The organism is Streptomyces sp. NPDC050509 (genome assembly GCF_044457965.1).
In the GTDB taxonomy this organism is placed as follows: Bacteria; Actinomycetota; Actinomycetes; order Streptomycetales; family Streptomycetaceae; genus Streptomyces.
On record NZ_JBITHL010000001.1, the window covers coordinates 753,518 to 775,365 of the forward strand.

Here is a 21,848-nt window from a genome sequence, read left to right on the forward strand (position 1 = left end):
GCATGGCACCGCGGTCACGTCTGCTCCTGGACGGTGAGCACGACCGTACGGCCGTCGGGGTCGGTGAGGGTGTGCCGGCCGGGGGTGGCACCGGCGCCGGCCGGGAGGGTGAGACCGAGGCGCAGTGAGCCGGTGGCGGGGCGGCGGGCACTGCTGGGGTACAGCTCGAAAATCGTGCCGTCCAACTCGGCGGCGTAGTGCTCCGGGCCCGCGCCGTGCCGCTCCTTGGCGAAGGTGAGCCCGAGCCCGGCGTAGAAGGCGCGGCAGGCGTCGAGTTCGTCGCTGTAGATGACGAGCAGGTCGATGTCCATGGGGCTCTCCCGCCGGCGGCCGATGTGACGGAGGGGTGGCTGCCCTGGACCGTCGGCGTACGCACAGCGGTAGGCGCACTGTCCGACGGCGGGCATCAACGGGGCCTGACTCCTGGCGGCTTTCCCCGCAGACGGCATTCACCGGTGAACACCCCCGCGAGGAAATCGCCGAGCGCGACGAGCGAGGCGTCGGCGCTCAGACCGTCCGGGTCGGTGTACAGATGGGTGGCCAGCCCCTCGGCATAGGCGGCGATGCGGGCGGCGGCGAGGGTGGCGTCCGTGGTGGCTGGGACCTCTCCGCACTCCTTGGCGTTGGTGACGGCGGTCGCGATGAGGGAGCGCAGTCGGCGCAGTGCCGTTGTCTTGACTTCGCCGAGGTGCGGGTCGTCGGTGGCGCGGCCGGTGAAGGCGAGGGCGACCCGGCACTCCTGGCGGCGCCGTTCATCGAGCGGCAGGGTCTCGGCGAGCCCGTCGAGCAGGATGTGTTCGATGCGCGTGCCGGCCTTCTCCGCGCGGACGACGAGCTCCGCCAGCCGGTGTTCCACGCTTTCCAGGATGTACCGGTAGGTGAAGAGCAGCATCTCGTTCTTGGTGCGGAAGTAGTGCTGCACCAGGCCGACCGAGATTCCGGCTTCAGCCGCCGTCTTGGCAACGGTGACTGCGTTCAGGCCCTGGGTGGCGATGAGCCGGCCTGCGGCTGCGGCCACCTGATGGCGGCGCTCTTCGTGATCGGCTACGCGAGGCATGAGGTTACCGTACCGCCGTATTGCAAAAATAACCGTACAGCCATACGGTTATGAGGGTGCAGAGCCGCCTCTCCACGTCCGGGGAGGTGCGATCGCAAGGGACGGGGGCGCTGGTCATGGAATGTCGAGGGCGTGGTTCGAGGTGGCTGCGGGGAGTCGGCGTGGCTGGCCTCGCGCTGCTGGCAGGACTCGCACCGGCGGCCGCCTCCGCCGCCGAGCGCGCACCCGGGCCGGCGGTGCTGGAGAAGGCGGACCGGTTCGTGCGGGAGCAGAAGGAACGGGCGGACATCCCCGGAGTGGCCTATTCGGTCGTACGCGGCGACGACATGGTCCACAGCGGGGTGTACGGGCAGGACGGCCGGGGCGATCCCGTGACCACCCGCACGCCCTTCCTCGTCGGCTCCTTGGCCAAGCCGGTCACCGCGCTCGCGGTGATGCGCCAGGCCGAAGAGGGCAGGGTCGGGCTGGATGCGCCGGTACGGCGCTACCTGTCCTGGTTCCGGCCGAGGGGCGAGGGACAAAAGCCCGTTACGGTACGTCAGTTACTCAACCAGTCGAGTGGACTTTCCGAGCGTGACGGCATCGCGCGAGCCGACCGCTTCGACAATGAGCCGGACGGTGTCCAGCGCCTGGCCCGGGATCTGGCCAACGTCTCGCTGTCCGCTGCGCCCGGCGAGCGGCACGAGTACAGCAACGCCAACTACATGCTGCTCGGCGCCCTGTTGGAGGAGGTCACCGGGAAGCCGTTCGACGCGGAGCTGAGGGAGAACGTACTGAAACCGCTGGGCATGGACGGTGCCATCACCAACAGCGAGGAGGCCGAGCGGGCCGGGCTCGCTCCCGGACACCGCTTCCTCTTCGGTCAGCCGAAGAAGTTCGACTACGGCTACGACACCTCGGGCGTGCCTTACGGCTATCTCGGCGCGAACCTGGAGGACCTGAGCGCCTTCGCCTCCGCCCAACTGGAGGGCGGCGGGCGGGGCGTGTTGTCCCGGGAGGGCTTCCGGCAGATGCATGAGGGCACGGTCTCCGTCCACGACCGTCATCGTTACGGTTTTGGCTGGCGTGACGACGATGTGGACGGACTGGGCGAGCGGATGGTGTGGCACTCGGGGGCGACCCCCGGTTACCACGGCATCGTGGTGCTGCTCCCGGAACGTGACCTCGCGGTCGTCGTGCAGTACAACGCCGCCGGGCTCGCCAAGGAGAACCTGCTCAACAACACCGCGTTCGGGGTCGCCCGCATCCTGCTCGGCTCCGAGCCCCGGCCGGTCGATGAGGGCTCGTGGTTGACGCGGCTCCTGGTGGTGCTCGGCGCGGTGGCAGTTGTACTCGCTGCGGCCGTCGGCCGGTCGGCCTTCCGTGTCGTACGCCCCCGGTGCGGGCGGCGGCGCAGCGCCTTGCGGATCGTGATCGGCGGCGTCACAGCGGTGACTCTCTGTCTGTTGACCGCCGCAGCCGCCTGCTTCGTGTTGCCCGAACAGATGGGCGGGACTTTGCGCGTGGCTCTCCTGTTCGTTCCGGATGCGGGGTGGCTGCTCGTCACCGTGGCCGGGCTCGCTCTGGTTCTCGCCCTACTGCGGGCGGGGGTGACGATCCGGGCGCTGACGCGTCTGCGGCAAGGGACTCCGGAACGGAGGGCGCGCGACCCTCTGGCGGTGAACCGCCCGGAACGTAGCCGAACAACCCCGGTGAGCCAAACCGGCGTTCCTGGAGACCGTTGACAGCTCAACGTCACCGCACCCCGTCGTCGCCGACGACCTGTTCACCACCTGCCTGACCTGGACCACGGGCAGCCTCACCGCCCGCCATGTCCCCGGAGGCCGTCGGCCAGCAGGCTCGCGGCCACCGCCGCTCCGTCGGTGCGGATCTCGGTGCCCAGCGCCTGTGCCCGCGCACGGGTCCCGGGCGCCAGGGCCGTCTTGAACGCGACGCTCAGGGACTCGACGGACGGAGCCGGACCGTCGAGTGCCGCACCGATGTCCAGGGCCGCCACCCGGCTTGCCCAGTACGGGTTGTCCGACATCTGGGCGGCCACCACCACTTGCGGCACGCCCGCCCGGGCAGCCGTCGCTGTCGTACCCGCGCCGCCATGGTGCACCACGGCGGCCACCCTGCCGAACAGCCGCTGATGGCTGACCTCGCCGATGGCGAAGCAGTCGTCTCCGTCGTCGATCAGGCCCAGGTCGGCCCAGCCGCGGGAGACCAGCGCGCGGTGCCCCTGTGCGCGGAGCGCCTCGATGACCCCGCGGGCGATGTCCTGCGACGGGCGCATGCTGCCGAACCCCACATAGACCGGCGGATCACCCGCCTCCAGGAACGTCACCAGGTCGGCGGGGAGCGGGCGTTCGTCCGCCAGGCTCCACGCGCCCGTCTGTGTCACGTCGAGGCCCGGAGTCTCCCGCCACGGCCCCAGGGCCGGGTCCGCCGCCAGCCACGGCCGGTCGGTGAGGACGTGGTCGCGGACGTTGTCCACCGGTGGAAGACCGATCGATGCCCGGTGGCCGTTGAGCGTCTCGCCGAATTGCGCGTTCACGTGGTGGGCGTCCAGCTCCCACCGCGTCAGGTTGTCGTTCACCTCCGGCTCCGGCCAGCCCGGCCGTGGCGGCGGGGCATGGTGCGGCGACGGCAGGTGGACCGCCGCGTAGCTCGCGTACACGTAGCGGATGCCAGCGGCCTCGGCCACGGACCGCGCGGCTATCTGCGCCAGACCGGCCGCCACCAGCACGTCACATCCGTCGACCGCCGCGGGGAAGATGTCGAACTGCGTGTCCACCAGCTCCGTACGGTACCGGGACAGCTCCGCCGCCGACGGCAGAGCCGTCCCGCGCATCAACTCCCGCACCGGTGGCCCGACAGGCACCAGTTGCACCCCGAGACCGGCCAGCCGCACCGCGAACTCCTCGTCCGGCGGGGCGCATATCCGCACCTCCACACCGAGCGCCCGTAGCCGCACCGCGAGTGCCACCAGAGGTTCGACATCTCCACGCGTCCCGTATGTGGACAACAACACCCGCATTCCGCGCCCTCTTTCGTTCTCTCGCCTGTGCCTTCGGTCCGTACCTTCGGCCCGCGCCCAGCCCGGACCGGCCTTCGAGCAGGGCTTGTTGACGGCGTTGCGTCGGTCGTAAGGAATATGCGGCAGCAGTGTAGGTCGTGCGGTGCTCACTGCGGCAGTGGTCCCCGAACACCGAGGTGATGATCGAATCGATTGACGTTGCATCTCGCCCGGAGCCGTCCTCGGTGACTACGGTGAGCGCCAGCGTGCCTTCCCGGCCGGTTCCCGATCGTCAACACAACCTGAGAGCTGCTGAATGCATAGTTCGCCGGTGTTCGTCCCTGATGTTTCGGTCATATTGCCCTGCGCCGGACTCGGAACGCGCTTCAGTGCGCCCTACCCGAAGGAGTTGCACTGTCTGGCTCCTGAGGTCACGGTCCTGGACCGCAGCCTGGAGACCGTGGTCGAACTGACCAAAAGCGGACTCAACGTACGTCTGGTCGTCGTATTCGGGACACACAAGCTGGAAACGGTGCGTTATCTCGCGCGCTACTCCGAGACCTTTCACATGGTCTTTGTCTACCAGAACGAGTCGTTTGAACCGGGTCTCGACGGAGCGATCCGGTCCGCCCTGCCCATGACGCAAGGGCCGGTGGCCCTTGTCCTGCCCGACATCGTTGTCTCCGGCGGGGACAGCGCCGGCAGTCTCCTCGCCGCGTTGCGGCACACAGAGGTGACGGGTTGGAGCGTCGTGGCCGCCGAAGAGCGGGATCCCGACATACTGCGGCAGATGGGCGCGTTGGCCGTGGTCGAGGCGGACGGCGTCCTGACCGTGGGGGCGGCCACCGACAAGCCGACGGACCCCTCGGGCTTCAACGCGTTCTGGGGCATGGTCGCAGCCGCCGAGAACGAGGCACACAGGTTGCCCGATGTGGTGGCGAAAGGGGCGGACAGTCCACTGGCCGGTGCGGTCGCTCTCATGGTGGAAGGAATCGTCAACTACAACACTCCTGCGGGCTGACATCCCAGGCGCCGGTGCCGGTGCCGGTGCCGGGATGGCGTGCGCGACGATCCGTCGGCGACCGGTGGTCACTCCGCTTCGGGTGTCTTGTAGCCGGGGATGGAGGGCCATCGGACCGTCATCACGACCGAGTCGTCCTCCGCGGTCCAGGAGTGGTCGACACCGGGTCCCCACACCACGTAGTCGCCTTGTTCGTCGAGGAGGACGCTGTGGTCGGGGAACTCCATACGGAATCGGCCGCTGATGAGGATGAGGAGTCCCGTGCGTTCTTCCCGGGTGACCCATGCGGTGCGCCGGTCGCCGCGCCGGTGGGTGCCCCATTTGATCTCGGCGTCGTGGCTGTGCCGCGGGTCCCCGGGGGCTTTGAAGTGGCCGAGGAGCCAGCCCCGGTCGTCGGCCGCGTCCTTGCTCGCGTTGCCCACGTACACACCGCTGTTCACGGTGAGGACGCTAGCAGAGGGAGCCGGCACCATGAGGACGTACGCCGCCGGCTGCCCCGCGTCAGCGCTCCTCCAGCGCGTCCAGTGCCACGGCCTGCGCGATGGCCAGGCGGCGGTCGAGGTCCGGGGCGAGAATGTCGAGCACGTACCGGTCTCGCAGCCCGAACTTCTTGTCGACCGCCATCAACCGCTTGCCGCTCTCCAGGAAATCGAAGTGGTACGGCCAGAGGAACGGCACGAAATCCGTGAACGGCAGCCACTCCCAGACCCGGCGCACCCCGGCCACCACCCGGTTGCGCTCGCGCCCGGTGAGGTCCATCGTGCCCGGCTGTCGCATGCTCCAGGTCGAGCGGAAGAGAGAGGCGACGGATTCGTTGCGGAAGGACCCGACGATCTGGCCCACCGCGTCGCGCACGTCGTAGACGGTTTCGGGGTCGAGGATCTGGCGGGCCTCGAAGGTACAGAGGACGTGTTCCTTGGACTCGTCGGTGTAGAAGGCCATCTGTTCGCTGAGCGTGATCCGTTTCTGCTGGGCGAAGGCGACGACCTCGCCGTCGGAGCCGTCCGGCCGGGCTGCGGTCACCACGTACTCCTTGGTCATGAGGGTCATCTTCTGCCGGATGGTGAACCGCACGTGTGCCTGTACGTGTGCCTGTACGTGTGCGCTGTCCATGTGACGTCTCCCGTTTTCCGTTGCTCGTACTGCCCGGCCGTGTGCCGTGTGCCGCCTGCCGGGCTTCCGGCTCGACCGGTCCATCGTCACCGTGGCGGCCGGCCCGGCGCAGTCCCCGGAAGTAGCGGCCGGGAACGACTGACGGAGACAGTGCGGGAGCTCCAACAGCGTTCGCCCTGGTTGCGGTTGGCGACTTTCGTCGTTCGCCGGTACGACGGGGGGATGATGCGGGTGCTCCCGCTCTTTGCCTATCGTCGGTCCGTGGACGTGGAAGAAGCAGACACCCCTCGCACCGTCCGGGCGCTCCTGCCCCGGCTTGCCGCCGCGTCGCCCTGGAGCCGCCACCGGATCGCCGGGGAGGCCGTGGTCACCGTCGCTCTCGCCGGGATCGCGGGGGTGTTCGACGCCGTGGGGAGCGGGTTCGGTGCCCGGACCTTCGCCGTCGTCGCGGGCGTCGCCCTGCTGTCACTGATCCGGCGCGCGCTGCCGGCGACGGTGCTGGTCCTCTCCGCCGCCGCGGCCGGGGAGCTGATCGCCGCGGTTCCACTGCTGGTCTACGCGAGTTGGTCGGCGGGCAGCCGCATCGTGAAACCCTGGCGCGTGGCCGCCGCGTACGCCGCCGCGCTCGTGGCCCACACCGCCCTGGGCGTCCGCAACGAGATCGTCACCGGATCCGACCTGTCGCTGGCCATCACAGGCGGGCTGAGCACGGGGGTGTTTCTCGCGCTGGCGATCGTGCCGGGACTGGCCGCCCGCTACCGGGCCCAACGCCGCGCGCTGCTCGGTGCCCTGCGGAGCAACAACGCCCAACTCGTACGGGAGCAGGCGATGGTGGCACGGGAGGCGCGCCTGCTGGAGCGCACCCGTATAGCCCGGGACATGCACGACAGCCTCGGTCACCAACTCGCCCTGATATCGGTGCACTCGGGCGCCTTGCAGGTCGATCCGGAGCTGACCGACCGCCAGCGGGAAGGGGTACGGATCCTGCGGGACGCCTCCGTGACCGCGATGAGGGAGCTGCGCGAGGCCGTCGGCATCCTCCGCCAGGACCAGGAGGACCAGGAGGATCGGGGTGACCGGGGTGACCGGAACCCGCCCGACGGCCCGGACGCCGGGGGCTCCGTCCACCGGTCGGTCGACTCGATCGACGCTCTGGTCGACTCCTCCCGCGCCGCCGGCGCGACCGTCCAGGTGCACCGGTCGGGCACCCGGCGGCCACTGATGCCCGCCGTCGGGCACGCGGCGTACCGCATAGCCCAGGAGGGCCTGACCAACGCCCACAAGCACGCGCCGGGTGCCCCGATCGGCCTGGCCCTGCGCTACGAGCCGGACAGCCTGGTGGTGGAGGTCGCCAACGGGCCCCGTCCGACCGGGGCAGCGGCACAGGGCCCGCCCGCGATCAGCGGCGGCCAGGGGCTGAGGGGCCTGCGGGAACGGGCCCGGCTCGTCGGCGGCATGGTGCACACCGGTCCCACCGCGGACGGCGGTTTCCGTATCGCCGGCATGCTGCCGTACGGCACCGGGGACGGTGGGCCGAGACCCGTCCCGGACGGCGCGACCTCCGTCGGCCCCGGGAACGACTTTGTGGGGCAGATGAGCAGGGGCGTGGCGGGCGACGGTGGAGCGGTCATCAACCGCATCGATCCGCCAACGGAGTTCACCACCGTCATGACCAACAAGAAGAACCTGGCCATCGGCTGCGCCGTCACCGCTGTTGTCCTGATCGGAGGCACCATCGCCCTGGGTGCCTGGGGAATGAGCGAGGTGACGAAGGAGATGGAGAAGGCCGAGATCTCGCCGCGTGTGTACGAGTCGGTGAAGGTGGGCGACGCCGAGTCGGACGTACAGAACGAACTGCCCGCCGAGGACTCGTGGCTGACGTCGGATCTGAAGGACCAGGGTCCCGCGCTGCCCGAGGGCGCGACCTGCCGCCACTTCACCTCCGACGAGGACGACCTCGACACCGTGACCGTCTTCCGGTTCTGCTTCCGCGACGGGAAGCTGATCGCGAAGGACACCTTCGCAGCGACGTGACCCGGCGCGCCGTACCGCGGGACCTCTGTGCGACACACCCGGTCGGGTCAGGGCATGATGGCGGGGCCACGCCATCCGCTCCACGACCGACACCGCGCAGGAGGCTCTGTGATCCGGGTCCTCGTCGCCGACGACGAGCCGCTCATCCGGGCCGGCATCAGGATGATCCTCACCTCGGCCGACGACATCGACGTCGTCGCCGAGGCGGGCAACGGCCGTGAGGCGGTGGAGACCGCGCGGGGCACGGCCGTGGACGTGGCCCTGCTGGACATCCAGATGCCGGTGATGGACGGGCTGACGGCCCTGGCCGAGCTGCGCCGCGCCGCGCCGGACGTGCGGGTGCTGGTCCTCACCACGTTCGGCGAGCGTGACAACGTGCTGCGCACGCTCGGCCACGGCGGCGTGGGCTTTCTGCTCAAGGACTCCGCGCCCGACGAGCTGATCCACGCGGTACGGGCGGCGGCGGCCGGGAACGCCTATCTCTCGCCCGCGGCCACCCGGCACGTGGTGGACGCCCTCGCCTCCCCGGGAGCCACCACCCGCGCCGACGAGGCCAGACAGCGCGTGGACGGGCTGACGGCGCGGGAGCGCGACGTGCTCGCGCTGCTCGGCGAGGGCCTCTCCAACGCGGACGCCGGCCGGCGGCTCCACATGAGCGAAGCCACGGTGAAGACCTATGTCAGCCGCATCCTGACCAAGCTCGGATGCGACAACCGGGTACAGGCGGCGCTCCTCGCCCGCGACGCCGGAGTACACCCGGGCGGAGTATGACCGTTGGGGCCGTACGGCACCGGCGTTGTCCGGTCGCGGTGGCTGTTTCTCGCGCCCCGCCGGTCGGAGCGCCTCTGGCTGGTCCTGCCAGGTCGAGAACCACCTGAGTACGCCTGCTCAGGACCACGGTCCGCTTCTGGGGGACGCTGGGCCCATGACCACGCCGCCTCTCCCCGACACCCTGCCGTGGCCGACAACTCGTCCGTCCCCCTCACCCTCCCCTTCACCTGCGTAGCCGTGGTCGGCGGCATCGTCCTGGTCTCCGCGTTCCTTCCGCTCATGGCCCGCGCGATCATCAGCAGCGGCGTCCATGTCCTCGCCGGACCGGTCCTGGTGCTCGTGGCCGTCATCGGAATACACGACACGGACCGCACCGCGCACCCGCGGCCCGCCCCGGCCCCTCCCTCCGTCGACCCGGGCGCGCGGTGCCGGTCCCGCGGCGACAACAGCGAACGCGGCGGATCCTGAGCCTGTCGTTCACCCCCGCCAGGAGGTGACGTGTCCGGAGAGGGGCAAGGTCCGGCGCGAGCCCGGGGAACTCAGGCCGAGGACAACTGTTCCGCTATCTCTTTGACCCAACTGTCGCTCTTCGCCGGGTCGTTGAGGGAGTCCGCCCACTCGTCCGGGCTCAGTCGGTGGTGGGCGGGACCTGCTTTGAGAGCGACGAGGAGCGCTCTGGCCGAGTCCCGCATTTCGGCCGTTGTGCTGCCGCTCCCCTTGATGTCCGCGCCCGCCGCCAATCCGTAGACTTTACGGGCCATGGCCTGGCGTTCGCCGTTCTCCACCTTCTTCCAGAACTTCAGGGCCTCCTTCAGCGCATCCTCGCGGGAGGCGGGCTCCGCCGGGGTCTCGTCCGCCGCCGCCCAGCGTTCGGGGTGACGGGCCCCGTCGTAGCGCTTCTTGCCCGCGCGGCCCGCCCGGTAGGCGGTGACGCCGAGGATCAGACCGGCCGCACCCGCGGCGAGGCCCCAGCCGACCGGGTTGCTCGCCAGTCCGGCTCCTCCCGCTGTGGCGGCGACCGCCGTCACGATGCCGCCCGCGGCCTTGGTGGACTCGCCCACGGCGGTGAACGCCTGCTTGCCCATCTTGTTGCGCTGCTTGCCGAGCGCGTACGTGTGCACCGTGTCCATCGTGTTCACGTCCTCGGCACGCCGGACGTCCGTGGCCGCGTCGCGGGCGGCGCCCATCGCCTCCCAGGCCGCGTCGATGGCCTCGGAAACACGCTCCAGCCGGTCATCGCCCTCGTTGCCCCAGTGCGCGTCCAGCGCGACATACGCCTCGGCCGCGGCCCATTCGGCATCCTGCCGCGCCTGGTTCAGCCGGTCGAGCGCCTCCTCGCCGACGCGGTCGGACTTCCCGAGCCCCTTCAGGGCACGGTATTTGCGGGCCGTCAGACCGAAACGGCCCGCCGCGCGGGCGCCCTTGGCCGCGCCGACAACACTGGAGCCGATGCCGCTCGCCTCGGACACTGTCGCGGCGTTCGCCACCTTCTGGGCTTTCGTCAGCTCCTTGGCGATACCGAGGGCGTAGTTTCCCGCACTGGCGGCGCCGACGACCGCGTCGGCCGTTTTGGAGTTGGCTTTCTTGTCCGCTCCGTGGAAGGCGGCCCCGTCCTTGTGCTTCTTGGCGTCCTTCTTGGCCTTGGCCGCCTCCATGCCACTGAGCAGGGCGCCGGCGGACTCCGTGACGATGTTCTCCGACGCGGCGGCGGTCCCCGAGGAAGCGGCGGAGTGTTTGAGGCCGTCGTTGACAGTGGCGGAGGCCTGCTGGGAGAAGCCCGCGTTGGCGGGGACATGGACGCCCTTGACAAAGGTGTCGATGAATTCGAGATGTCTCTTGAGCTTGTCGAGGACCCCGGCGATCCGGTCGCGATAACTCTTCGATCCGGTGGACGCGTCGCCGTTCTCCGGCGCCTTCCCTTTCGCCGTACCCCTGGCGCGCTGCACCGCCGCGGTCGCTGCTCGGTTGCCGGCGCTGGACTGGATCTGGAAGAGGGCGCGCTCCGCAGAGTTGTCCGACGGACTCCCGACCCGGCCCCGTTCCCGGGGCTGCAGGGTCGGCGTCAGGGTGGCCACTGACTGCCGAGTTGAGGTGCGATAGACCGGGGTGCTCATGAACGTACCTCTCCTGTGCCGGACCAGGGCGAGTGGAGACTAGCCAGGCATGGCCAACAGAAGGGGTGTGCTGGGAGAACTCCTCATGGATGCTGCGGAACGCGTTCCCGTGCACCCGTTGGCCCTTGCGTGCCGCAGGCCTACCGGCGCGCAAACCACTCAACTCCTCTGGCCCTTGCGGCCGCTCCGGACGGATCGGTCGAGCCGAAGGCACACCCACGCGGCCTGCGGCTCGCCGGCCGGACCGGCACTCCGGCGGCCTCGCTGAAGGCGACCCGGACAGCCACGGGCACGGATCTGGTCACGCTGGGCGAGGGTGACCAGCAGATCACACTCCAGTGGAAGGGCGGGTTGCCCGCCTCGAAGCTGCGGGGGACCCGGGCGGAGTACGCCAACGCCGTGCCCGGCGCCGACGTGGTGGTCCAGGCGACCCGTACCGGCTTCGAGCAGTACGTCGAGATCAACCAGCGCCCTGCCGCCGGCGGCTATACCTACACGCTGCCGCTGCGGGCCAAGGGCCTCCGGGCCGAGCAGCAGAAGGAGGCAGCGTCCTCTTCACCGACGCGAAGAGAACGAAGCGGGCCGTGATGCCGGCTCCGGTGATGTGGGACGCCACCGTCGACGAGGTCTCCGGCGAGCACACCCGGCGGGTGCCGGTCGCCATGAAGGCCGTGACCAAGGGCTCCACGGTCGATCTGGTCATCACCCCGGACGCGAAGTTCCTGGCCGACCCGGCCACGAAGTACCCGGTCACGGTCGACCCCTCGACCTCCTCGCTGGGCAACCTGTTCGACACCTACGTCCAGCAGGGCGAGACGGTCGACTGGTCCGCCGACACCGAACTCGACATCGGCAACCCCGGAACCACCAACGCCGACGGCACCCCGCGCACAGCGCAGTCCTTCATCTCCTGGAATACCGCGCCCATTTCCGACGCGCTGGTCTCCGACGCCAAACTGTCGCTGTGGAACTTCCACTCCGGCAACCCGGACTGCAAGGCCTACCCGTGGGAGGTGTGGTCGTCTCCCGCCGCGACCACCGCCAGCCGTTGGACGAACCGGCCCGTCATGACGGCGAAGAGGGCCACCTCGACCGAGACGCGCGGCAACCACCGACGGCAGCGCCGGCGTCAAGGACCAGGTCACCAAGGTGACCGTGGGAGCACAGGTCCGTGAGCACCCCGGGGTCCAGGGCGAGACCAGGGCCACCCAGACCGTCTACGACTGGCCCCGGGGCCTGCCGGTCAGGAAGATCCAGGACCCTGGTGGCCTGGCCATCACCACCACCTCCGAGTACGACGCGAAGGGCCAGGTGATCAAGGAACTGTCACCCGGAGCCACCGGGACCGACGCGGCCACCCGCGTGACGAAGTACTGGTCCGCCACTGGCACCGCCGCCTGCGAGGGACGTCCCGAGTGGGCCGACCTGCTGTGCTCCGTCGGTCCCGGCGGGGCCATCACCGGCGGCGGCAGCAACCCCGGCCAGCTCGCCACCAGCACCTATGAGTACGACTCCTGGGGTAACACCACATCGATCAGCAACAACGCCAATGGCGTCACCCGCACCACCACCACGACGTACGACGACGCGGGCCGCGCCACCACGGTCGCGGTGACCGGTGGAGTGGGTGAGACCGTCCCGACCACCACCACCGGCTACGACAGCGTGACGGGCCGGGTTCTCACCGTCAGTTCCCCGACAGCCGGGACGATCACCAAGGCGTACGACTCGCTCGGCCGCCTGATCTCCTACACCGACGCGGACGGCGGCAGGACCACGACGGAGTACGAACTCCTCGACCGCCCCGCCAAGGTCAGCGACACGGTCCCGTCCGTGCTCACCTTCACCTACGACCACAGCGTGGAACCCCGCGGCCTCGCGACCAAGCTCACCGACTCCGTCGCCGGGGTGTTCAGCGCGACGTACGACCCCGAAGGCAGCCTCCTCACGGAGAAGCTGCCGGGCGGCTACACCATGACCGTCCGCAACGACTCCATCGGAACGGCGATCGGCCGCACGTACACCCGGGACAGCGACTCGGCGGTCGTCTACTCCGACAGTACGACCGCATCCGTCCACAACCAGACCACCAGCCACGCGGGTTGGTCCGACCAGACCTACCGCTATGACGCCGCCGGGCGTCTGGTGACCGTCCAGGACACGTCCGACACGGTCTGCACCCGTCGGGCCTACGGCTTCGACGCCCGCACCAACCGCACCACGGTCACGGAGGCCACGGCGCCGGCGGGCGCGGACTGCCCGGCCGGCGGCGGGACCGCGACGACCACGACCTACGACTCGGCCGACCGGCTGAATGCCACCGGCTACACGTACGACGCCTTCGGCCGCACCACAGCGCTGCCGGGCAGTGTGACCGTCGGCTACTACGCCAACGACATGGCCCGTCAGGAGACGACGAGCACCAGGCGCCAGACCTGGGCGATGGACGCGGCCCTGCGGCTGCGCTCGTGGACCGTCGAGGCCAACACCTCGGGCACCTGGGCGAACGTAGCCACGAAGACCAACCACTACGACTGCGACTCCGACAACCCGCGTTGGGTCGTCGAAGACGCCTCGACCGGCGCGGTGACCCGCAATCTGACCTCGCTCGCGGGAGGTCTCGCCGCGACGACCAGTGCCACCGGCTCCACGGTTCTCCAACTGTCCACAATCCACGGGGATATCGCCCTGCAGCTTCCCCTGGACGCGGCCCAGGCCCCCGTGGCACTGGACACCGACGAGTACGGCACGCCCAGGGCAGGGCAGGCCGCCACCCGGTACGGCTGGCTGGGCACCAAGCAGCGCTCCGCCGAGACCGTCACCGGGCACACCCTCATGGGTGTACGGCTCTACAACTCCGCCACCGGCCGGTTCCTGTCCGTCGACCCGGTCCACGGCGGCGGAGCCAACCGCTACGGCTACCCGGGCGACCCGGTCAACCAGAACGACCTCGACGGTCGGGCATGGAAGTGCAAGGCCAAGTGCAACATCGAGGGCAAGGGCTCGCACTGCACCGGCCACCTCTGGGGCGCCGGCTCCGGGAAGACGAAGGACGCCGCGGTGAAGGACGCGAAGCGGGACGCCACCCAGCAGGCGCCCCGTGGCTGCTATGCCCGTCATTGCCGGGCGTACGACTGCACCAAGAACCGGGTCAGGCAGTGGTGGGACGGCAACTACAACCCACGCACCATGCACCGGCACAATCCGCCGAACTGGATGAGGCGCGCCAACCACAACTCCTGGGGAATCCTGTTCCGCGGCGAGGTGTGGAGGGGTACCTACGGCAGCTTCTGCGGCTGCAGCCCCTGATCACCGATAGGGTGCGGCACCCGTGTTCCGACCTCGGCCCGGGGTGCCACCCCGGGCGGGTACAGGTCCGCGGAGCGCGGCACACCAGTCTAGTTCGGAACGAGGACCACATCATGAGCGAAGCCGAGGCAGAAGTCGCCGGCACGACAGCGGAGCCCGAGCTGTGGCAGGTGAACATCGCCTTACTGGCGACAGCCGCCCAGCACGAGGAACTGATGGACCGGCTGGTGGAACTGCTGTGCCCTGACTCCTCGCACGAAGGGCCGTGCCCCATTCCCTGGGGCATGCACAGCGTGAACGGTGACTCCCTCTCCAAGAAGAAGCGGAAAGCCCTCCGGGAGGAAATCGCCGAAACCAACGGTCCGGATCCGGTCTGACCGACGCTTTGAGCCCGGTTCCGCAAGCCATGCGGAACCGGGCTCGTCCATGGCGGGGTGGATCTTCGTCGGCGGTGGAACAGACGGTCGCCGAGGGAAGGGGGCCGGTATACCCAACTCTTGCAGATTGATGCCTACTTGGGACCAGTGATGTGAGGGATCCCGGGGGATTCGGTGTACGTTCTCGCCCAGGGGTGCACCGGGAGTGCGCTGTCGGGTGCATCCGGTCACCGGTTGTCGGTGGGGAAGTCGGATCAAAGGGGTGGGGTCGCGTGGCGCGAAGACGGATCTGGATGACTGCGGCGACGGTGGTGGCCGGGGTGACAGGGGTGCTGGTGTTCCAGGCACCCCCCGACGACACGGGGAGGAGCGACGCGGCCGAGGGCAAGGCCGGCCCGGTCCAGGCGCAGGCGCGTACCGCCGAGTTGACGTTGGACGGCGACGGCCGTAGCGCGTCGCTGGCGCGGCGGGAGACCGCGCCGTTCAGCATGGTGGGGGTGACGTGGACCGATCCCGCCGCGCGGGCCACGGGAACGGTGGAGGTCCGTACGCGTGCGTCCGGGTCCGGGACGTGGTCGTCGTGGCTGCGGCTGGACGGGGACAGCGGGCAGGGCGAGCGGGGAGCGGCCCGGGGCGGTACGGAGCCGGCCTGGGTGGGGCCGTCCGACAGTGTCGAGGCGCGGGTGCGTTCGGGTGCGCAGACGTCCGCGGAGCTGCCCGACGGTCTGCGGCTGGACATGATCGACCCGGGCGCGGCTGCGGTCACCTCGATGGATCCGGCGTCCTTCAGCGTCGGTGGGGACGAAGAGCCGCCTTCCTCCGACACCACGCCGCTGCCCGGTGAGGGCTCACCGACGGCCGATCCCTCGGAGCAGGCGTCGGCGGAGCCCCCGGTCCCCGAGGGTCCGGAGGAGACGGCGGGCGACACGCCGAGCACACCTCCGTCCGCCGAGGTGCCGCCGTCCGACGCGCCGTCCGGCGGTACGCCGACGCCGTCCGCCCCTGACACGTCCACCCCGGCACCGACCGCCCCGGCGCCGACGACTTCGGTGCCGCCCGACCGTCCTTCCACCGTGCCGCAGCCGCCCGTGACGTCCCGGGCGGCCTGGGGAGCGGACGAGTCGATCAGCCCGGAGGAGCCCGGCTACCTCCCCGACGGCAAGGTCAAGGCCGTGGTGGTGCACCACACCGCCGAGTCCAACACGTACACCTGCGCCCAGGCGCCCGCCGTCGTACGCGGCATCTACGCCTACCACGTCAAGCAGTTGGGCTGGAAGGACATCGGCTACAACTTCCTCGTCGACAAGTGCGGCACCGTCTACGAGGGGCGCAAGGGCGGCATCGGCCAACCCGTACAGGGCGCGCACGCCTATGGTTTCAACGCCGAGACCGCCGGAATCTCGGTGCTGGGCACCTACACCGACACCGCGCCCGACCAGGCCGCGATGACGTCCGTCGCCCGTGTCGCCGCCTGGAAGCTCGGGCAGTACGGTGTCGACCCCGCCGGCACCACCACGCTCACCGCCGGTGACAGCGGCCGCAGCTTCACCGGCAAGACCTGGGCCAAGGGCGCCAAGCTGCCCTTCCCCACGATCCACGGCCACCGCGACGGCTACAACACGCAGTGCCCCGGCAACTCCTTCTACAACCAACTGCCCGCCCTGCGCACGCTGGCCGCGGGCCCGGTCACCGGACTGACCCTCACCTCCCTCACCGGAGCCGCGAAGTCCGGGACGACCTACTACACCAAGTCCGCCGTCACCGTGAACTGGTCGTCCAAGACGCCGAGTTCACTCATCAGGCAGTACGACGTCCTTGTCGACGGCACCGCCGCCGCCAAGACCGCGGGCAGCGCCGGCTCCGCCAAGGTGACACTCACCCCTGGCAGCCACAAGATCAGCGTGCGCGCGGTGCACCAGTCCGGCAGGACCGCCACCACAGCGGCCACCACCGTCATCGCGGACACCACCGCCCCCACCTTCACCACCAAGCCCCACCTCAGCCTGCGCACCGGCGTCGTCAACACCACCGCCGTACCTCTCACCCTGGGGTGGAAGGCCACCGACAAGGCGGCGCTCAAGGATGTCCTGCTGACCACCCCCGTGGCCAAGACGTACGGGCCGACCACCACCAGCGCCGCACACAGCGCCAAGTCCGGTGCCTCGACAAACTGGAACATGACGGCCCGCGACCAGGCCGGCAACACGGTCACCGCGTCCGTGGCCGGAAAGCCGACCATCCTCCAGGAGACCGCCGCCGCCAAAACCGGCACCTGGACCACCAAGTCCTCCGCCAACTACCTCGGCGGGAAGTCCTACGCCAGCTCCGCCAAGAACGCGAGCCTGACCTGGACCTTCACCGGCAAGTCCGCGGCCTGGGTGGTCTCCCGCGCCGCCACCTCCGGACAGGCCCACGTCTACGTCGACGGCGTCAAGACCACCACGGTCGACCTCAAATCCGCCACCACCACCTACCGCCACGCCATCTGGACCAAGAGCTGGACCACCAGCGCCAAACACACCATCAAGATCGTCGTCGTCGGCACCACAGGACGCCCGACCATCACCACCGACGGCCTCGTCCACCTCCCCTGACCGGCCACCCCGCCATCGCCCTTCGGAGCGGGAGCGTCTTGAGCCGCCCCTGCTCCGAGCCGCGAGACGTGGTGATCGCTGGAGTGATCACCACGAGGTGGTCGACGGAGTCCTGTTCCGGGTCCGGAGCTCGCCAACTGGTCCCCGGGCAGCAGACCCTGCCCTCTCACCCTGCACCGATGGCGAAGCCTGCCGCACGCCCCGACAGGACCGCTCCGCCCTCCACACCCGCTCGCGCCGAGGGGACATCATGAAGACACGGCGAGTGATGACGACATACAGCCCGCACGGCGCCTTGCCGGTCAGGCCCACCTGATGGGGCGAGCGTCAGGGCGAGAACCCTAGACGAGGCGCTGATGTGGATCAGCCACGGGCGGACCGGCCAACGGCGGGCGCGGAACGATCACGATGGCCGAGGCCGTCACCTGCTGGCGTTCCAGCTCTCGAACCATTCGAAGAGACCGGAGGCTGGCCCAGACCGTTCGAAGCGTGCACTCCGGTGGCGCCTCCGTACGTTTCGTAGCGGGCGGGGTCCTCGCCCCACATGCCGGGGAAGACGTACGGTTCGCCGAACAGCTCATCCCCGAGCGGCTGGCTGCCGTATCCCTGTCCTTCCACTTCGACGACTTGGAGGTCGGCGAGGCAACTCGTCCGCGGAGCACGGCTCTTGTTCACCAACGCGTACGAAGCCGCGCTGCACCAGGAACGTACGGGCTGGACGGAGAGGCAAGTCCTGGGTCGTCACACCCGAGGCGGCTCCGGTACGTCCATCAAGGCAGCGGGGCTCCGGTCCTCGCCGTCCCGGCCAGGCAGGTCGCCGACCCGACGGGCGGCGGCGACGCCTTCCGGGCCGGCTATCTGGCCGGCCTGGGCCGCGGCCTGTCACCGGAGCGCTCGGCGCAAGTGGGAGGGGTGGGTACGGGATGACCAGGACCCGTACCCCGGCCTGAGGTCGATCCGCGCTGGAGTACCCGGCGACGCGGCCCCCGGCCGGTGCCCGCGTCACGGGATCCCTGCCGGGCCCGTCCGGGGACGTCTCTCTGTTCCGGGGCCGGTGCGCGGCAACCTTCGCCGCGCCGGCGGCAACCCCTCCGTATCTCCCTTCCCCCACCGTGTCCGACACAGATCGGAAGAATCCATGAATGAGATACGCAGTACGTCCCGCCCCCGCAAGCGGTGGACCACCCTGGCCGCCGGTGTCCCGCTGGCCCTCGCCGCCGCCGGTGTCATGGCGTACGGCAGCGGCCCCGGGGCGTTCCGGGCGGACGGGCAGCGGACGGTCGCCGCGGCGGTTCCGGTTGCCGCACCCGCCTGGGCCGCCGATGTGGCGGACGGGTTCGCCTCCGTCAACGCCCTCGGCCAGGACGGGACGTACGGCGGGCGGGACGGCAGGACCGTCACCGTGACGACGCTCGCGGATCTGGAGAAGTACGCCACCGCCGCGGAGCCGTACGTCATCGTCGTGGCCGCGGCCATCACCATGAATCCGGTCGGCAAGGAGATCAAGGTCTCCTCGGACAAGACGATCGTGGGCCGGGGGACCTCCGGGCAGATCGTCGGCGGTGGGTTCTTCCTCGGCCAGGGCGTGCACAACGTGATCATCCGGAACCTGACGATCCGTGACTCGTACCAGGGTGTCTGGAACGACAAGGACCACGACTTCGACGGCATCCAGATGGACGGTGCCCACCACGTGTGGATCGACCACAACGACTTCCGGCGCATGGCCGACGGGCTCATCGACAGCCGCAAGGACACCACCTACGTGACGGTGTCCTGGAACAAGCTGAGCGACAACAACAAGACCTTCGGCATCGGCTGGACCGAGAGCGTCACCGCCGCCCTCACCATCCACCACAACTGGTTCCGCGAGACCGAGCAGCGCAATCCGTCCACCGACAACGTCGCCCAGGCGCACCTCTACAACAACTACCTGGAGGATGTGGCGGGCACCGGCATCAACTCCTCCTACGGCAACTACTCGCGCGGGAGCACGAGGATGGTCCTGGAGAACAGCTACTTCCAGGGCATGAAGAACCCGGTCCAGAAGGACTCCACCGCCTCCGTGGTCCAGCGGGGGAACGTCTTCTCCGGCACGAGCGGGCGCAACGAGAGCGGCGGTGCGGCGTTCGACCCCAAGGCGTACTACAGCTACACACTCGACAAGGCCGCCGACGTCCCGGCGCTCCTCAGGTCCGGGACGGGGCCGCGTAGTTCGATCGGGGCGGTGAGCGCGGTGAGTGCGGAACGTACGGCAGCCGCTGCTGCCACGATCACCGTTGCCAAGGACGGCAGCGGCCAGTACACCAGCGTGCAGAAGGCCGTCGACGCCGTACCGGCGGGCAACGCCTCCCGGGTCGTCATCCTGGTCAGGCCCGGTACGTACCGCGAGACCGTCAAGGTCCCGTCGAACAAGCCGCACGTCACCATCCAGGGCTCGGGCGCCGGCCGCAAGGACACCGAGATCGTGTACAACAACGCGGCGGGCACCGCGAAGCCGGGCGGGGGTACGTACGGCACCAGCGGCAGCGCGAGCGTCGCCGTCGAGGCCGACGACTTCCAGGCCCGCAACCTGACCATCAGCAACGACTTCGACGAGGCGAAGAACCAGAGCCTCTCCGGTCATCAGGCCGTCGCCCTGCGCACCGCCGCGGACCAGGTCTTCCTCGACGGGGTCATCGTCAACGGTGACCAGGACACCCTGCTGCTGGACACCGCGGCCAAGGACCGGCTCGGCCGGGTCTACGTCACCAACTCCTACGTCACGGGCAACGTCGACTTCATCTTCGGCCGCGCCAGCGCCGTGATCGACAGGTCCGTGATCACCCTCAAGAAGCGGTGGGACGGCAGTTCGGCCGGGTACATCACCGCGCCGAGCACCGCCGCGGGCCGCAAGGGCATCCTCATCAACCGCTCGACGGTCAACGGTGACGTGTCCTCGGCGAGCTTCTACCTGGGCCGGCCCTGGCACGCGGGCGGCGACGCCTCACTCGACCCGCAGACCACCGTCCGCGAGTCCACGCTGAGCGCCGCGATCAAGACGACCCCCTGGACCGACATGAGCGGCTTCTCGTGGAAGGACGACCGCTTCGCCGAGTACAAGAACACCGGCCCCGGTTCCGGCTCGGCGAGTGGCGACCGGCCGCACCTCAACGACTCCCAGGCGGCGGGTCAGGAGGTCGCGGACTGGCTGGGCGACTGGACGCCCACGGCCGGCTGAGCGGGCTGCCCGCCGCGGCGCCCCGTCCGCCGTGACGCTCCGTCCGCTGCTGCGGGCCGGGCGCCGCGGCGGACGGGTGCCGTCAGGCGCGGTGGAACACCCCGTCGCCCAGGGTGACCAGGACGTCGTAGCGTTCGCCCATGCCGATCAGCAGCGCGTCCACGTCCCGGTGTTCGACCGGGAAGCCGTCGGTGTGGGTGACGGTCAGTCTGTGGCCTCCGAGGGCGACGCGGTAGGCGGTGTCCGAGCCCGCGTTGATGATCCGCAGGCGGACCCTGTCGCCGGGTTTGCCGGTGTGGACGGCCGGGTCGGTCGCCACCCGGCCGTTGATGAGGTGGTGCGGGTACCTCACGTCTCCGGCGTCACCTCCGAGCAGCGCGCTGGTGGCACCCATGAGCATGAAACCGGTCGGGGCGGGTGACGAGGGCGACGCGGAAGCGCTTGCGCTGTGCCCGCTCATGTCTCCCATGTCGCCGTGGTCCATGCCGGCCGGACCTGAGCCGCCTCCCGTGTCCGTGTCCGTGCCGTCCATGCCTCCCATGCCCTGCCTGAGTTCCGAGAAGACGTCGTCCGGGGTGCCGGTGACGCCGTCGACCCAGTCGTCCAGGACGACGACCCATTCGTCGTCGTACCCGAGAGGCTCCCTGGGGTCGTCGACGATCAGCGGGGCATACAGGCCGCGGTCGAGCTGGACGCCGACGTGCGGGTGGAAGAAGTAGGTGCCGGGGGCGTCGGCTATGAACCGGTAGGTGAAGGCGGAGCCGGCCAGTACGGAGGTCTGAGTGACCGGCGGCACGCCGTCCATGTCGTTGCGCAGTGCGAGGCCGTGCCAGTGGATCGACGTGGCGGTCCGGTCGGGGAGCTGGTTGGACAGTTCGGCCACGAGGGTGTCGCCGACGGAGACCCGGATCTCCCTGCCCGGGGCGCGGCCGTCGTACGCCCAGGTCCTGGGCGTGACGCCGCCGCCCAGGTCGACCCTGGCGGGTGCGGCGGTCAGTGTGACCTTCCGTTCCCGTCCGCTGGTGGGGCGCTTCTTCTCGGTCGCGGCGACCGCGGGATCCGACGGGCGGACCAGGGCGGTGGACGCGCCGGGCCCGCCGCAGGCGGCGAGCGCGCCGGCGCCGACGGCCCCGAGTCCGGCGAGCAGGACGGAGCGTCGATTGATGCTGTTCATTCGGTGGTGTCCTCCGAGGGTGCTGCTCCCGCAGGCGTGCCGCACGGTGCCACGCGGGGGCGCGGC

15 protein-coding genes and 2 pseudogenes are annotated in these 21,848 nt (G+C 70.0%); 10 read left to right on the plus strand and 7 right to left on the minus strand.

What is annotated here, in order from left to right; all coding sequences use genetic code 11:
• Positions 1 to 14: 14 nt before the first annotated feature.
• Both ACIBJC_RS02845 and ACIBJC_RS02850 read right to left on the minus strand, forming a co-directional pair.
• Positions 15 to 311, minus strand: coding sequence for a VOC family protein (locus ACIBJC_RS02845; protein WP_399286823.1), 297 nt, complete (start codon positions 309 to 311; stop codon positions 15 to 17).
• A gap of 95 nt (positions 312 to 406) precedes the next feature.
• Entirely contained in the window at positions 407 to 1,057 is a 651-nt protein-coding gene (locus ACIBJC_RS02850; RefSeq protein WP_399286826.1) for a TetR/AcrR family transcriptional regulator, read from the minus strand.
• 161 nt (positions 1,058 to 1,218) lie between these two features.
• On the opposite strand from ACIBJC_RS02850, the gene ACIBJC_RS02855 reads away from it, so the two are divergent.
• A complete protein-coding gene (locus ACIBJC_RS02855; RefSeq protein ID WP_399286829.1) occupies positions 1,219 to 2,781 on the plus strand; it encodes a serine hydrolase domain-containing protein in 1,563 nt (520 codons plus the stop codon).
• Between the two features lie 74 nt (positions 2,782 to 2,855).
• On the opposite strand, the gene ACIBJC_RS02860 is transcribed toward ACIBJC_RS02855, so the two are convergent.
• Positions 2,856 to 4,076, minus strand: coding sequence for a glycosyltransferase (locus ACIBJC_RS02860; RefSeq protein ID WP_399286831.1), 1,221 nt, complete (start codon positions 4,074 to 4,076; stop codon positions 2,856 to 2,858).
• Positions 4,077 to 4,386: 310 nt separating this feature from the next.
• Here ACIBJC_RS02860 and ACIBJC_RS02865 point away from each other — a divergent pair, with 310 nt between their 5' ends.
• Positions 4,387 to 5,076, plus strand: coding sequence for a hypothetical protein (locus ACIBJC_RS02865; RefSeq protein WP_399286834.1), 690 nt, complete (start codon positions 4,387 to 4,389; stop codon positions 5,074 to 5,076).
• Positions 5,077 to 5,144: 68 nt separating this feature from the next.
• On the opposite strand, the gene ACIBJC_RS02870 is transcribed toward ACIBJC_RS02865, so the two are convergent.
• Together ACIBJC_RS02870 and ACIBJC_RS02875 are read right to left on the minus strand one after the other, a co-directional pair.
• Positions 5,145 to 5,516, minus strand: a complete 372-nt coding sequence (locus ACIBJC_RS02870) for a signal peptidase I (RefSeq protein WP_399286837.1) — start codon at positions 5,514 to 5,516, stop codon at positions 5,145 to 5,147.
• A 61-nt stretch (positions 5,517 to 5,577) separates the two neighbouring features.
• Positions 5,578 to 6,189, minus strand: a complete 612-nt coding sequence (locus tag ACIBJC_RS02875) for a hypothetical protein (protein WP_399286840.1) — start codon at positions 6,187 to 6,189, stop codon at positions 5,578 to 5,580.
• Between the two features lie 267 nt (positions 6,190 to 6,456).
• Here ACIBJC_RS02875 and ACIBJC_RS02880 point away from each other — a divergent pair, with 267 nt between their 5' ends.
• The 3 genes from ACIBJC_RS02880 to ACIBJC_RS02890 all read left to right on the plus strand — a co-directional run bounded on the left by ACIBJC_RS02880 (position 6,457) and on the right by ACIBJC_RS02890 (position 9,462).
• A complete protein-coding gene (locus ACIBJC_RS02880; RefSeq protein WP_399288071.1) occupies positions 6,457 to 8,223 on the plus strand; it encodes a histidine kinase in 1,767 nt (588 codons plus the stop codon).
• A 108-nt stretch (positions 8,224 to 8,331) separates the two neighbouring features.
• Positions 8,332 to 8,994: a response regulator gene (locus ACIBJC_RS02885; protein ID WP_399286843.1), complete on the plus strand. Its 663-nt coding sequence runs from the start codon at positions 8,332 to 8,334 to the stop codon at positions 8,992 to 8,994.
• A 186-nt stretch (positions 8,995 to 9,180) separates the two neighbouring features.
• Entirely contained in the window at positions 9,181 to 9,462 is a 282-nt protein-coding gene (locus ACIBJC_RS02890; RefSeq protein ID WP_399286846.1) for a DUF6234 family protein, read from the plus strand.
• A gap of 71 nt (positions 9,463 to 9,533) precedes the next feature.
• Here the strand turns inward: ACIBJC_RS02890 and ACIBJC_RS02895 are convergent, their stop codons facing one another.
• Entirely contained in the window at positions 9,534 to 11,108 is a 1,575-nt protein-coding gene (locus ACIBJC_RS02895; RefSeq protein ID WP_399286848.1) for a hypothetical protein, read from the minus strand.
• A gap of 168 nt (positions 11,109 to 11,276) precedes the next feature.
• Here ACIBJC_RS02895 and ACIBJC_RS02900 point away from each other — a divergent pair.
• From ACIBJC_RS02900 to ACIBJC_RS02920, 5 genes and pseudogenes are all read left to right on the plus strand, one after another.
• Positions 11,277 to 14,069, plus strand: a pseudogene (locus ACIBJC_RS02900) (RHS repeat-associated core domain-containing protein); the annotation flags it as partial.
• A gap of 461 nt (positions 14,070 to 14,530) precedes the next feature.
• The gene (locus ACIBJC_RS02905) at positions 14,531 to 14,794 is read left to right on the plus strand and encodes a hypothetical protein (RefSeq protein WP_399286851.1); all 264 of its coding nucleotides are present in this window, start codon (positions 14,531 to 14,533) and stop codon (positions 14,792 to 14,794) included.
• Positions 14,795 to 15,087: 293 nt separating this feature from the next.
• Positions 15,088 to 17,388, plus strand: a complete 2,301-nt coding sequence (locus tag ACIBJC_RS02910; protein WP_399286854.1) for an N-acetylmuramoyl-L-alanine amidase — start codon at positions 15,088 to 15,090, stop codon at positions 17,386 to 17,388.
• 408 nt (positions 17,389 to 17,796) lie between these two features.
• Positions 17,797 to 18,315 (plus strand): PfkB family carbohydrate kinase, encoded by a 519-nt coding sequence (locus ACIBJC_RS02915; RefSeq protein WP_399286857.1) that lies wholly within the window; start codon positions 17,797 to 17,799, stop codon positions 18,313 to 18,315.
• A gap of 211 nt (positions 18,316 to 18,526) precedes the next feature.
• Positions 18,527 to 20,608 carry a pectinesterase family protein gene (locus ACIBJC_RS02920; RefSeq protein WP_399286860.1) on the plus strand — a complete coding sequence of 694 codons (2,082 nt, stop codon included), beginning with the start codon at positions 18,527 to 18,529 and terminating at the stop codon, positions 20,606 to 20,608.
• A gap of 94 nt (positions 20,609 to 20,702) precedes the next feature.
• On the opposite strand, the pseudogene ACIBJC_RS02925 reads toward ACIBJC_RS02920, so the two are convergent.
• Positions 20,703 to 21,782 (minus strand): annotated as a pseudogene (locus tag ACIBJC_RS02925) (multicopper oxidase family protein); the annotation flags it as partial.
• Between the last annotated feature and the right edge of the window lie 66 nt (positions 21,783 to 21,848).

Coding starts and splice junctions, on each gene's coding strand:
- ACIBJC_RS02845 (WP_399286823.1), bottom strand. CDS start 311: ATGGACATCGACCTGCTCGTCATCTACAGCGACGAACTCGACGCCTGC.
- ACIBJC_RS02850 (WP_399286826.1), bottom strand. CDS start 1,057: ATGCCTCGCGTAGCCGATCACGAAGAGCGCCGCCATCAGGTGGCCGCA.
- ACIBJC_RS02860 (WP_399286831.1), bottom strand. CDS start 4,076: ATGCGGGTGTTGTTGTCCACATACGGGACGCGTGGAGATGTCGAACCT.
- ACIBJC_RS02875 (WP_399286840.1), bottom strand. CDS start 6,189: ATGGACAGCGCACACGTACAGGCACACGTACAGGCACACGTGCGGTTC.
- ACIBJC_RS02895 (WP_399286848.1), bottom strand. CDS start 11,108: ATGAGCACCCCGGTCTATCGCACCTCAACTCGGCAGTCAGTGGCCACC.
- ACIBJC_RS02905 (WP_399286851.1), top strand. CDS start 14,531: ATGAGCGAAGCCGAGGCAGAAGTCGCCGGCACGACAGCGGAGCCCGAG.
- ACIBJC_RS02910 (WP_399286854.1), top strand. CDS start 15,088: ATGACTGCGGCGACGGTGGTGGCCGGGGTGACAGGGGTGCTGGTGTTC.
- ACIBJC_RS02915 (WP_399286857.1), top strand. CDS start 17,797: ATGGCCGAGGCCGTCACCTGCTGGCGTTCCAGCTCTCGAACCATTCGA.
- ACIBJC_RS02920 (WP_399286860.1), top strand. CDS start 18,527: ATGAATGAGATACGCAGTACGTCCCGCCCCCGCAAGCGGTGGACCACC.